The organism is Bacteroidota bacterium, assembly GCA_037133915.1.
Lineage (GTDB): Bacteria > Bacteroidota > Bacteroidia > Bacteroidales > CAIWKO01 > JBAXND01.
The window spans coordinates 94,004-107,625 of sequence record JBAXND010000004.1; the positions used below are offsets into that span (position 1 = coordinate 94,004).

7 protein-coding genes are annotated in these 13,622 nt (G+C 46.5%); 3 read left to right on the forward strand and 4 right to left on the reverse strand.

Translation table 11 applies throughout. The features are described 5' to 3' along the window. Positions 1-60: 60 nt before the first annotated feature. Complete coding sequence (gene dxs, locus WCM76_02640) at positions 61-1,950, reverse strand: 1-deoxy-D-xylulose-5-phosphate synthase (protein MEI6764509.1); 1,890 nt, start codon at positions 1,948-1,950, stop codon at positions 61-63. Positions 1,951-2,108: 158 nt separating this feature from the next. On the opposite strand from dxs, the gene asnS reads away from it, so the two are divergent. The 3 genes from asnS to WCM76_02655 all read left to right on the forward strand — a co-directional run bounded on the left by asnS (position 2,109) and on the right by WCM76_02655 (position 5,746). Beyond that, the gene (gene asnS / locus WCM76_02645; protein MEI6764510.1) at positions 2,109-3,506 is read left to right on the forward strand and encodes an asparagine--tRNA ligase; all 1,398 of its coding nucleotides are present in this window, start codon (positions 2,109-2,111) and stop codon (positions 3,504-3,506) included. Between the two features lie 95 nt (positions 3,507-3,601). Continuing rightward, the gene (gene rpoN, locus WCM76_02650) at positions 3,602-5,113 is read left to right on the forward strand and encodes an RNA polymerase factor sigma-54 (GenBank protein ID MEI6764511.1); all 1,512 of its coding nucleotides are present in this window, start codon (positions 3,602-3,604) and stop codon (positions 5,111-5,113) included. 21 nt (positions 5,114-5,134) lie between these two features. Beyond that, positions 5,135-5,746, forward strand: coding sequence for a hypothetical protein (locus WCM76_02655; protein ID MEI6764512.1), 612 nt, complete (start codon positions 5,135-5,137; stop codon positions 5,744-5,746). A gap of 87 nt (positions 5,747-5,833) precedes the next feature. Here the strand turns inward: WCM76_02655 and WCM76_02660 are convergent, their stop codons facing one another. The 3 genes from WCM76_02660 to WCM76_02670 form a co-directional block, all read right to left on the reverse strand. After that, positions 5,834-6,580: an outer membrane beta-barrel protein gene (locus tag WCM76_02660; GenBank protein ID MEI6764513.1), complete on the reverse strand. Its 747-nt coding sequence runs from the start codon at positions 6,578-6,580 to the stop codon at positions 5,834-5,836. A 122-nt stretch (positions 6,581-6,702) separates the two neighbouring features. Next, complete coding sequence (locus tag WCM76_02665) at positions 6,703-7,368, reverse strand: HD domain-containing protein (GenBank protein MEI6764514.1); 666 nt, start codon at positions 7,366-7,368, stop codon at positions 6,703-6,705. A gap of 69 nt (positions 7,369-7,437) precedes the next feature. Beyond that, positions 7,438-13,608 carry a gliding motility-associated C-terminal domain-containing protein gene (locus tag WCM76_02670; protein MEI6764515.1) on the reverse strand — a complete coding sequence of 2,057 codons (6,171 nt, stop codon included), beginning with the start codon at positions 13,606-13,608 and terminating at the stop codon, positions 7,438-7,440. Positions 13,609-13,622: the final 14 nt, after the last annotated feature.

The window sequence follows — 13,622 nt, forward strand, 5'->3', positions numbered from 1 at the left end:
CTGTTGCTTATTTCTGTAAAAGTATAAAATTCCGCTGAGCGGTAATAAGAGAAAACGCGACTACTGCACTTTCATGATGGAACGGATGCTGCGCAGTATTCCTTTGGCATCATACCCGCATTCGCGATGCAGAATAGAATTGGAGCCGTGTTCAATAAAACGGTCGGGAATGCCGAGACGCACAAGCTTCGCATTATAATTATGTTCCGACATGAAGCCAAGTACCGCGCTGCCCAGGCCGCCGATGATGGTGCCGTCTTCAACGGTGATTACTTTTTTGTGGGTGGCGAACACTTCGTGAAGCAGGTTTTCGTCCATAGGTTTTAAGAACCGCATGTCATAATGTGCAACGCTGATGCCCAGTTTTTCTGCTTCTATAATGGCATCGGCAGCATAATTTCCGGGGTGACCGATACTTAATATCGCTAAGTCATTCCCATCACGAAGCTTGCGCCCTTTACCTATTTCCAGCGATTTGAATTCCGTTCTCCAGTTTTCCATCACGCCCGCGCCTTTCGGATAACGGATAGAAAAAGGTCCGTGATTGGATTCCTGCGCCGTGAACATCAGGTTGCGCAGCTCTTCTTCGTTCATAGGAGCGGAAATAATCATGTTGGGTATGGAAACCAGAAATGCCAGATCAAATGAGCCGTGGTGGGTGGCACCGTCTTCGCCCACAAGTCCGCCCCGGTCGATACAGAATATCACGGGAAGTTTCTGCAGCGCCACATCATGAATAATCTGGTCGTATGAACGCTGCAAAAAGCTTGAATAAACGTTACAGAACGGTACAATTCCCTGTGTTGCCATCCCTGCCGAGAAGGTGACGGCATGCTGCTCCGCAATGCCCACATCAAAAACTCTTTCGGGATATTTTTCCATCATAATATTCAGTGAACATCCTGAAAGCATGGCCGGAGTGATTCCGCAAATGCGCGGATTCATCGCGGCAAGCTCGGTAATGGTTTCGCCAAATACAGTCTGATATTTCTGAAACTTACTGTTTCCGTTGGGTTCAATGATGTCGCCTGTATATTTATCGAATACGCCCGGTGCATGATAGCGTGTCTGTTCTTTTTCGGCACGGTCGAAGCCTTTACCCTTCACGGTGATGCAATGAAGCAGTTTCGGCCCTTTTATCTGTTTCAACCCTTTCAGCAGCTTTACCAGCTTCACTACATCATGTCCGTCAACGGGACCGAAATAGCGAAAGTTCAGTGCTTCAAACAGGTTACTTTGTTTTACAATCGCCAGCTTGGTAGATGCCAGAATTTTATTGATGAAGCGGCGGATTCTGCGCCATGGCAGCACTTTCCACACTTTACCCTTCAGGCGGTTATAAAATTGTGATGTAGTGATGCTGATGAGATAATCTTTGAGTGCCCCGACATTGTTATCAATGGCAATACCGTTATCATTGAGAATAACAAGAATATCGGCGTTGGTGGAGCCTGCATGGTTCAGACCTTCGAACGCAAGTCCGGCGGTCATGCTTCCGTCGCCGATAACGGCAATGTGTTTGCGCTCGTCTTCATGTTTTACTGCCGAGCCAACGGCCATTCCAAGGGCTGCCGAAATAGATGTGCTTGAATGCCCTGTTCCAAATGAATCGTACTCACTTTCGGCCATACGCGGAAAACCGCTCAGCCCTTTATAGGTACGATAGGTGTGAAAATCATCTTTGCGGCCAGTGAGAATTTTATGAGCATATGCCTGATGTCCCACGTCCCAGATAAGTTTATCGGAAGGCGTATCAAAAACATAATGAATGGCTACGGCCATTTCTACCGTGCCCAGGCTGGCACCCAGATGACCCGGATTAATACAAACCACATCAATAATAAACTGCCTGATTTCATCGCAAAGCCGGGGCAGCTGACTTGGCTCCAGACGGCGAAGGTCGGCGGTAGAATTAATAGTAGAAAGAAGATCTCCCTGTTTAATGGTCATGGTCAGGATAACATCAGTTTTCTTAAAAAAGTATGCAAAGGTACAATAATTTGTGAACGGATATTCTCAACTCATATACTACTGCACGATATCATTTATTTAAGAATTTCAATGGCAGGTACCCGAATTTGTGCTTTTTTTGCATAAAATTTATGTTCATGGAACTATTAAAAAAGTCGAAAATCAGCGATCTGCTCAAAAGTACCGGATACAACAGGCAGGTAAATGTTAAAGGTTGGGTAAGAACAAAAAGGGGAAACAACAAAGTTGCCTTTATTGCACTCAACGACGGGACAACCATTCACACGATTCAAATTGTTGCCGATGTGGCAAAGTTTGATGAAGAAATCATGAAGCTCATCACTACGGGTTCATGCATCTCGGTAAACGGAACGCTGGTTGAGTCGCTCGGACAGGGACAAAGTGCCGAAATACAGGCGAATGAAATTGAAGTATATGGTACTGCCGACGCTACCACCTATCCGCTGCAGAAAAAAGGGCACACCCTTGAATTTCTGCGTGAAATAGCCCATTTAAGGCCCCGCACCAATACGTTTGGTGCCGTGCTGCGCATCAGGCATGCCATGGCATACGCCATTCACAAATATTTTAATGATAATGGATTTTATTACCTGCATACACCCGTCATCACAGGTTCTGATGCCGAAGGCGCCGGTGCCATGTTTCAGGTAACCACCCTCGATGTAAACAACCCGCCCAAAACCGAAGAAGGCAGCATCGATTATTCAAAAGATTTCTTTGGCAAGATGACCAACCTTACCGTTTCCGGTCAGCTTGAAGCTGAACTGGGAGCGCTTGCACTGGGACTGGTTTATACCTTCGGTCCGACATTCAGAGCAGAGAACTCGAACACACCAAGGCACCTTGCCGAGTTCTGGATGATAGAACCCGAAATGGCTTTCTACGATATCAACGATGATCAGGATCTCGCCGAAGATTTTCTGAAATATCTGGTTCGTTATGCTCTTGAAAACTGTAAAGACGATCTGGAGTTCCTGCAGAAAATGTATGATAACGAACTTATTGAACGCCTTAATTTTGTAGTTGACAACGCTTTTGCCCGTGTTGAATATACAGAAGCCGTTGAGGTGTTGCTGAAGTCAGATCAGAAGTTTGAATTTCCGGTAAGCTGGGGATGCGACCTTCAGGCTGAACATGAACGTTACCTGGTGGAAAAACATTATCAAAAACCCGTCATCCTTACGGGATATCCGAAAGAGATCAAAGCGTTTTACATGAAGATGAACGATGACGGGAAAACGGTGCGCGCCATGGATGTATTGTTTCCGCGTATCGGTGAAATTATTGGCGGATCACAGCGTGAAGAAAATTATGAAAAACTGCTTGCGCGCGTTGACGAATTGCACATTCCGGTGAAAGATGTTGAGTGGTACCTCGAAACACGTAAATACGGAACGGCGCCACACAGCGGCTTCGGACTCGGGTTTGAACGACTGATACTGTTTGTAACAGGCATGGCGAACATTCGCGATGTGATACCTTTCCCCAGAACACCGGGCAATGCAGAATTCTGACAAACAAAAAAATTAAAAAAAACAGGGCTTTTTGGCTTAGTTTTTCTTATTTTGCAGTTGTTTTAAAAGGATTGTGAAGTTATTTTTTATAGATTATGTTAGACCAGAAAATGCAGCTTCGGCTGCTTCAGAAATTATCTCCTCAACAGATTCAACTGATGAAACTGCTGCAATTGCCCGCTATTGCATTGGAGCAGCGTGTAAAGCAGGAACTGGAAGAAAACCCGGCTCTTGAGATGGACGATGAAGAACCTGTAGCCGAAGAACAGGAAATTAATGATGAATTCGGTGACAGTGATGTTGAAAAATCGGACGAACAGTCTGAAATTGATGAAGAAAAAAGAGAAGAAGAACTGGCGAGGGAAGAAATAAGTATCGAAGATTATATCGACGATGATGATATCCCCTATTACAAACTCCAGACAAATAACACCAGCCCGGACGAGGAAGATGACCACCGCGAAAACAGGTTTACATCGAGCATTTCTTTTCAGGAATTGCTGTTCCAGCAACTGGGAATGCGGAAGCTTGACGAACGGCAGTTTGCTATTGCTGCTTACATCATAGGCAACCTCGACGACTCCGGCTATCTTAGCCGTGAACTTACGGCCATTGTTGATGATCTGGCCTTCAGCCAGAATATTTTCACAAACAAAGAAGAATTGCTCGAAATCCTCATGTTAATCCAGGAATTCGAACCTTATGGCGTTGGTGCACGCGACCTGCGCGAGTGCCTGATGATACAGCTGGAACGCAAAGAAGAACAGACACCGGCCATTACGACAGCTTTAGGTATTCTGAGCAGACATTTCAAGGAGTTTACAAAAAAACACTATGATAAAATCGCGAAAAAAGCAGAGCTCAGTCCCGATGAACTGAAAGACGCGATTAATGAAATATTGAAGCTGAATCCAAAACCGGGAAACTCTCTGGTAGATTCAACCAAGCCCGACCAGTATATTGTTCCCGATTTCCAGATAAATGTTGAAAATGGCAAGCTGGAGCTCACGCTGAACTCACGCAACATGCCCGACCTCCGCATCAATCGCACCTTCGCCGAAATGATTGAAACCTATGGTAAAGACAAAGCCAAAACCGATGCGCGTCAGCGCGACGTACTGGTTTTTGTAAAACAGAAACTGGATTCGGCAAAATGGTTCATTGACATGATCAAACAACGGCAGGATACGCTGTATAAAACCATGAGCGCTATCATGCAGTACCAGAAAGAATATTTCCTGCTGGGCGACGAAACCAAGCTCAGACCGATGATTCTGAAAGATATTGCAGAAGTTGTTTCGCTTGATATTTCAACCATCTCACGCGTTGCCAACAGCAAATACGTACAAACACCTTACGGCACCTTTCTACTTAAAAGTTTCTTTTCCGAATCACTTCAAAATCAGGAAGGCGAAGAAGTTTCAACACGAGAAGTTAAAAAAATACTGACCGACTGCGTTGCCGCCGAAAACAAACGGAAACCCGTTACCGATGAACAGTTAATGAATATCCTGAAAGAAAAGGGTTATAACATTGCACGTCGCACGGTTGCCAAATACCGTGAAATACTAGGCATTCCGGTAGCCCGATTACGCAAAGAACTGTAAATCGCCGACGCCGTACTGCTGATGGAAACTAAAATTGCAAAAATTATTTCTTACATCTGTCATCCTTTGTTTGTCCCGACACTGGTATTCATTGTCCTGATAAATCTGAATATTCCGGGCTACCCCTCACTTAACACAACTACCAAATTTCTTGTTCTGTCATTGATGATTTCTGCCACCGTGCTGCTGCCGGTCGTGTTGTTTTCATTATTCCGCCGCAAAGGAATAATCCGTTCATTCCAGATGGAAACACGCGAAGAACGCATCTATCCTTACGGAACGGTTGCCATAATTTACTATGCTGCATTTACAATGTTCCGCTATACCGGACTGCAACCACTCTATTCATTTTATCTGCTGAACATAACCCTGCTGGTATTGATTGTTCTTATAATAAATATCTGGTGGAAAATAAGTGTCCACATGGTTGCACTGGGCGGCGCAACCGGCGTGTTTATCGGACTGGGATACCGTCTTGGACTGAACCTGCAGTCATTCATCATTCCGTTAATTTTAGCGTCAGGTCTTACCGCTTATGCGCGACTGCATCTGGACGCACACAAACCGGCACAAGTGTATATCGGTTACTGTTTAGGCTTGATTCCGATAATACTCATCTATCTGATGTATTAGCAGGTAATATTACAATTTCAGGGAATAAAAAAAAACCGGTGACCGAGCCATGCCCAACCACCGGTAGTATCAATTATCTGTGCAATCCTACATTGGAGTGATGGTGATACCAACACTTATAGGATACATATCAGGACCTTTGTCTTTTTTGAACAGCGGTGTCAGTGAATAAAATGCTGACAAAGAAACGTACTTCCATCCAATGCGTGCAATAGCACCGTAATGATAGCCCATGATGTTCGGAATGCCGTTCTGTTTCTCTTTAATGTTCAGCGTAGGATCAATGGGATTCGAAAAATCGTCGCCGCTGTATTTACTGTGGCTGCCAATCGCCATACCGCCTTTGGCACCAATGGCAAATTTGAACTGGCTGTTCTTGGTTCTGAAACGGAACTCAAGAGGAATATCAACATAAACTACGGTGAGCTTATTCACTTTATAGCTTACATCCGTTCCGCTAACGGATTTGGACGGTATCTTTTGAAATACCACTTTCCCCGTGTAGTTCAGGTTTGTGTCCACTTGTCTGGCAAGAATTCCGTCGCTGTAAAGATTATGACAGCTGATACCGGCTCCGAGTCCAATGCTGAAATTTGTTTTCCCAAGCGGCAGATCGCGCATGCCGTAAACATTGACACCCCTGTTAAACCAGGTTGTACTCATGAGCGAACTCGACGGAAGCTTCTGCCATAAATCGGTAAAAAGGTCAACAACAATTCTGTCACCCTGTTCCAGCTTTCCTTCTTTCTTTTTATTGCCCTGGTCTTCTTTATCTTGTGCTACAAGGTTGGTTGCGAATATGATTGCAACAACCAAAAACATTATCTTTTTCATTTGTCGGAATTTTTAATTTCGGGGTAAAGATAAATAAATTTCAGATATACTATTTGATGTGTCCGATGCAACTGATTTATGGGACTGCATCCTGTCAATAACGATGCCGGAATGCAAATATTTTAATCGGTCAGGATAAATACATTATTCACCGCATCCGCAAACCGTTCAGCAATCCTTTTATATAATCTGTTTGAAAATGGATAAGCGGCAAATGCCTCTGCAAGACTTCTGTAATACCATTCCAGTTCGTGGTAAGGTGCTCTGAACCGCTCAAACACACTCATATAATGGTCGCGGCGGCGGTTTAACAACGATTCGGAGCCTTCTGAATACGCTTCCAGATTGTGTTGCGCGAACTCCTCTTTCTTCTCATTGATATCCGTAAGTATGCTCAAAATATTATCAAGCTTGTCGGCACAAATCACAGCAGCTTCATCTTCGGCAAGTTTAGGAATATGCCCCACATGCTCGTTTTTTCGTTCTTTCCAGGATGCAAAAACCTTTGGTTTTTCAGTTGCGGCAGCCACCATACGGCCTACATCAGAACCAAATTCCCGTTTTATTTCCATGATTGTGACCGGAGTGTCTTCAACCGTATCATGAAGTATGGCGGCTGCAACCATTTCATCGGTAGCGCCCGCTCTGATTAGAATTGATGCGGCATTCATCGGATGTGAAAAATAAGGCAATCGCGTACCTTTGCGATACTGTCCGCGATGCGCACGGGCTGAAAACTCTATAGCTCTGAATACAATCCCGGGTTTTATACGCTCAAATAAACTCATGGTACTCCGTTGATTTCAGCTGCAAAGATAATCCATGCATTCCTTTCGCCGAAAGCGCAGTCGCAGAATTTAAATGATAAGCGTAATGAGCCCGACGTAGCGGTGTGTTGCACCTGAAAGTTCCTTGATGCTGATTACGTAAGTATAGACTCCCTGTGCGCAAACATTTCCCGAATAGCTGTCGGCCCCGTCCCATCCTTCATTCTGGTCGGTTGTGCTGAATATTTTCCTGCCCCAGCGGTCAAAGATATACATCTCAAATTCGCCGGTATTGGTTCCCATTCCCGAAGGAAGGAAAACATCATTCCGTCCGTCATCGTTTGGCGAAAAAGCATTGGGAATAAAGAAGGCATAGGCGTCATTCACTCTCACATAATGCGTCACGGTATCATAGCAAAGCCCCTGATAATTGGCAATCAGAATTACAGCAAATGTGCCGGTATCGCTGTACACGTGGAATGGATTCTGCTGTACAGATTTATTATCATTGCCTGTTAAGGGATCTCCGAACCGCCATTTCCAATTTGTCGCATTTTGCGACTCATCTATAAAGTCAACTTTCGGAAAGTCAGATGTTGTAACAGCAGGACGCGCTTCAAATTCAGCCGTTGGGGTAATAAAAGCGTGTATGGTGTCGGTAAACGTAACAACACAACCATCAATAGTAAGTGCCGTCATAGACACCGGGAAATCATCGGAAGTAGTGTATGTATGCTCAGGATTTAAATCAACCGATGAGTTATTGCTGAACATGAAATCACCAAAGTTCCAGATCCATGATGAATCCATGATATCCGGACCCGGAATAAATTCAAAATCTACCGTAAGCGGAAGACACCCTTGTTTGGGAAGCGCCGTAAAAGCTATATTACCTCCGGGATAAACGTTCACTGTAACTGAAGCGGTACCCGTACAACCACCGGCATCGGAGCCAATAACATTATAAGTTGTCGTAGATTGTGGAGTTGCAATTACCGAGGCAGCTGTTACAGTGTTTAATCCGCTGCCCGGTGACCACGAATAATTTAAGCCTCCGGTTGCCGTCAGACTTACCGACGTTCCAGGGCATATAAACGGATTTGCCGGCACGACCTGTACCTGCAATCCGCTGGCAGTATTAATCGTAACCGTTGCGCTAGAGCTGCAACCGTTCAGGGTTCCTGTAACCGTATAAGTAACAGGCGCCGCCGGGCTGCATGTCACACTGCTGCCCGTTGTTGATGAAAGACCGCTTGCCGGACTCCATACATAAGACGATGCCCCGCTAGCAGTCAGAACGCCGGAGCCGCCAATACAAATATTCGGATTGGCAGGCGTTACCTGAATTACGGGCAATGCAATAACTGCAATGCTTTGGGTTATAGAATTTGTACAGTTATTACCATCCGTATATGTGTAGGTGATAACATGCGAACCGGCTCCTGCCAGTGCAGGATTGAAATTTCCGCCATTCACTCCACTTCCGGAATAGATTCCGCCTGCAGGAGTGGCATTACTCAAGGTGTAAACCGGAGCGTTCACACATATATCAGGTATCGCAGGGAAATTCATCACGGGTAATGGATTCACGGTAACGGTTACACTTGTTGTTGACGTGCATGAACCCAATGTGCCGGTAACAATATAGGTGGCTGTTGACAACGGGCTTGCTGTTACCTGCGATCCGGTAACGGCCGACAATCCATTGGCCGGTGACCATGAATAGCTTGTTGCCCCTGATGCGGTGAGTCCAGCTGAACTGTTATAACAAATTGACGGATTTGCGGGCGTAATTACAACTGCCGGATTCGGATTTACCACAACTGTAACTGAAGCAGATGCCGTGCAGCCAAACTGATCTGAGCCGGTAACCGTATAAATGGTAGTGGTTGCAGGATTCGCACTTACGCTTGTCCCTATCGTTGCTGAAAGACCGGTGCCCGGCGTCCAGGTATAACCCAGTCCACCACCGGCAGTAAGTGTAACAGACCCATTCGCACAGATTGCCGGATTTGCCGGTGATACCGTAATTACCGGCAATGGCACCACAGTAACAGTGGCCACATCAACAGCCATGCATCCATATGCATCTAAAACAACAAGCGAATAATTGGTAGTGATAACAGGATGTGCCACAGGTGCCGCAAGGTTAGGATTGCTCAAGCCTGTTGTGGGGTTCCAGCTATAGGTAATACCCGTACCGGTACCAGAGCCATTCAGCGTAAATGTTGATGATGCACACATACCTATAGTGCCATCAGGACCGGCGTTGGCTGTTGGTAAAGGATCAAGAGTTATTACAACATTATCTGAACCCGTACATCCATATTTATCAGTCACCGTAAGCGTATATGTTGTGCTGATTGCCGGATGTGCCAACGGATTGCTGATTGCAGGATTACTAAGTCCACCTGCGGGAGACCACGAATAGGTAAACGGACCGGCTCCGGCAGCACTGCCGCTAAGTGTGGTTGTAGAAGTTGAACAGCTCCCTATTGTCACATCATTCCCGGCATTGACAACCGGTAAAGTGCTTACAGTAACAATTACAGCATCCGATGATGTACATCCATAGATATCTGTCACTGTAAGTGTGTATGTTGTGGTACTGGCCGGATGTGCCGTAGGAGTATCTATTGAAGGATTGCTCAGTCCACCTGCAGGTGTCCAGGCATAGGTAAATGGTCCTGATCCAAAAGCTGTACCGTGCAAGGTCGCTATTGACGTGTTGCAACTTCCTATTGTTGTGTCCTGACCTGCACTTACAACTGCAAGCGGATTCACTGTAATAACCACATCATCTGAAGTTGTGCATCCGTAAGCATCTGTTACGGTAAGCGAATAAGTGGTCGTGCTGCCGGGCTGTGCCACCGGATTCGCAATATTCGGATTACTTAACCCACCTGCAGGACTCCATGAATAACCAAGAGGTGCTGTACCCGTACCGCTGCCGGTCAGGGTTGTGCTGGAACTGCTGCATGAGCCTATCCCCGCATTGGCACCGGCATTGGCTGTTGGCAATGGGTCTAATGTAACAACCACATCATCAGTTGCAGTACATCCATAAATATCGGTCACTGTAAGTGTGTAGGTAGTTGTGGTCGATGGGTGTGCTACAGGATTCGCAAGATTCGGATTACTCAAACCCGACGACGGACTCCATGAATATCCTAAGGGCCCTGCGCCCGTACCACTTCCATTAAGGGTTGTAGTTGAACTATTGCAGGTGCCAATATTTACATTGTTTCCGGCACTTGCCGTAACACTCACATTTACCGTTACTATGACAGCATCGGTAGCTGTACAACCATAAACATCCGTAACCGTAAGCGTATAAGTTGTGGTTTGACCGGGCGTTGCCACCGGATTCAATATTCCCGAGTTGCTGAGACTCGATGCCGGACTCCATGAATAGCTGAGCGGACTGCTGCCTGTGGCCGTACCATTCAGGGTTGTACTTGATCCCGAACATGCTCCGATTGTAATATCAGTGCCGGCACCTGCCGTTGGTAAGGCGTCAACCGTAATGACAACATCATCGGAAGCACTGCATCCGTAGGTATCTGTTACCGTAAGCGTATAGGTTGTTGTGGTTGAAGGATGCGCTGTTGGTGTTGCAATATTTGGATTACTCAAACCCGTTGAAGGCGTCCACACAAAGGTCAGAGGTGCTGTGCCTGTGCCACTTCCGTTGAGCGTCGCAATGGAAGATGCACAGCTACCTATTGAAGCATCCGTTCCGGCATTGGCTGTAGGCATCGGACTTACAGTAATGACGACATTATCAGTTGCAGTACATCCAAAAATATCTGTAACAGTAAGTGTATAAGTCGTAGTTGACATTGGATGTGCCGTTGGTGCCGCAATATTGGAATTACTCAGACCGGTTGTGGGATTCCATGAATACGATAATGGTCCCGAGCCCGTCCCGCTTCCATTTAAAACTGCATTGGATGTTGAACAAATTCCAATCGCCGCATCATTCCCGGCACTCGCTGTTGGCAAAGGATTTACCGTTACAGTAACGGAATCTGTTGCCGTACATCCATACAAATCAGAAACCGTAAGTGTATAAACAGTTGTTGAAGTCGGATGCGCCGTCGGATTTGAAATAGTTGAATTATTCAATCCTGTTGAAGGAGACCACGAATATCCGAGCGGAGCATTGCCGGTACCGCTGCCGTTCAGCTGATATACGGAGGATGCACAAACGCCCACGCCTCCTCCCGGACCGGCATTGGCCGTCGGAAGTGGATGAACGGTAACGGTAACACTGGCCGTACCGGTGCAACCCGAAGTTGTTCCGGTTACAACATACGTTGTGGTTGTTGAAGGATTGGCAACCGGATTACTAATATTGGTACCGCTTAATCCTCCCGCAGGCGACCAGGAATAGCTGCCCGCTCCAGACGCCACAAGCTGAACACTGCCCCCTGCACATATTGAAGCAGAGGAAGGAGAAATAGTAATGACCGGATTCGGGTTAACGGTGACATTGATACAAGTATAGGTACTGGCGCCACAGACATTTGAAGCATTCACACAAACCTGCCCCGAGCCTGTACCGAAAATGACACTGATAGACGTACTTCCCTGACCGGAGTTTATGAAAGAACCGTTGGGAATCGTCCATGTATATGATGTTGCACCGGTAACCGATGCTATACTGTACGTTTGTGTGGATCCCGCACACACCGTAAGCGGACCGGTAATTGCGCCCGGTGCGGCAGGGGCAGGTGAAATAACAATTGTAATGCAGGTTGCCGAACTTGTTCCGCAAGTATTTGAAGCTGTAACACAAATATTCCCACCTGTAGAACCAAACGTCACAGTAAGACTTGTTGTTCCTTGTCCTGAATTAATAGTGGCTCCTCCCGGAACCGTCCACGTATAAGATGTTGCACCGGTAACGGCACTTATGGAATACGTAAATGTTTGCCCGGGACACACTGCCGTCGTACCCGAGATGGGACCGGGAGCAGCCGGAGGCGGTGCAATGTTTATTGTAATACATGTGGAAGAACTGCTGCCGCAGGTATTCGAGGCCCCAACGCAAATGGTTCCGGTATTCGAGCCAAATGTCACAGAAATGCTGGTGGTTCCCTGCCCTGAATTAATTGTTGAACCCGATGGAACTGTCCATGTGTATGAAGTCGCTCCGGGTACAGCCGAGATAGAATAAGTAAATGTTTGCCCGGGGCAGACAGCCGTTGTGCCGGTAATAGAGCCGGGTGCGGCAGGAGGTGCAGCAATAGAAATTGCAGTGCATGTTGAAGCACTTGTACCACAACCATTAGCTGCGGTAACGCATATATTTCCGCTGGTTGCGCCTGCTGTAATTGTGATGGAGGTGGTACCTTGCCCCGATGTAATGGTTGATCCGGCAGGCACAGTCCAATTGTACGATGTGGCACCTGATACCGGCGATATTGAATACGTATATGACTGACCTGCGCACAATGAGGTCGGTCCGCTGATTGCTCCCGGCTGTGCAGGTGGCGGGGCAATACTTACGGCAAGACAGGTAGGGGAACTGGTTCCGCAGCTATTCGAAGCGGTAACACATACATTCCCCCCATTTGAGCCGGCTGTAATGGTGATTGAAGTAGTGCCCTGACCCGAAGTTATCGTGGAACCCGAAGGAACAGTCCAGTTGTATGAAGTGGCACCTGTTACAGAAGAAATGGAATAAGTATAGCTTTGTCCCGGACAAATGGTAGTTGGACCTGAGATAGAACCCGGCTGCGGTGGCCCGCCATATGAACTCGGCTGATACGTAAAAACAAGCACCACTCGTTGTGTGCAAATTTCGGTACCATAAGGTTGCGGATTAGCATAAAGAGTATTGATACCACTATAATTATATCCGGGAAAACCGCAGGGAAATGAAGCAGTACAGCTGGCGGCATTGCAACTGCCGCAATAGCAACTGTGAGCCCCGTAATTTACAGCCGAACACACCAATGTGCCATTTATAGAGGTTGGAACACTTGAAGCGGAGCAATCAGCAGCATAATATGTTACAGATATGGCAGTAACAATGTTGCCTGCAGGAACAGGATTGGTAAACGTTTTAGTTTGCTGTGATGCCTGGCAACAGCCACAACCACTGCTACCGATGCACATATAGTCAGTGCCGCAAACACTGCAACAGCCCCGTGACTGGGCTCCGGTATAGTAAATCGTAACCGTGGCCGTTTGCGGAAACGCTTGAAATGAAAGAAGAATGGTGATACAATAGAGTAAGAATCTGATCCTCATAAGCAGGAGAGATT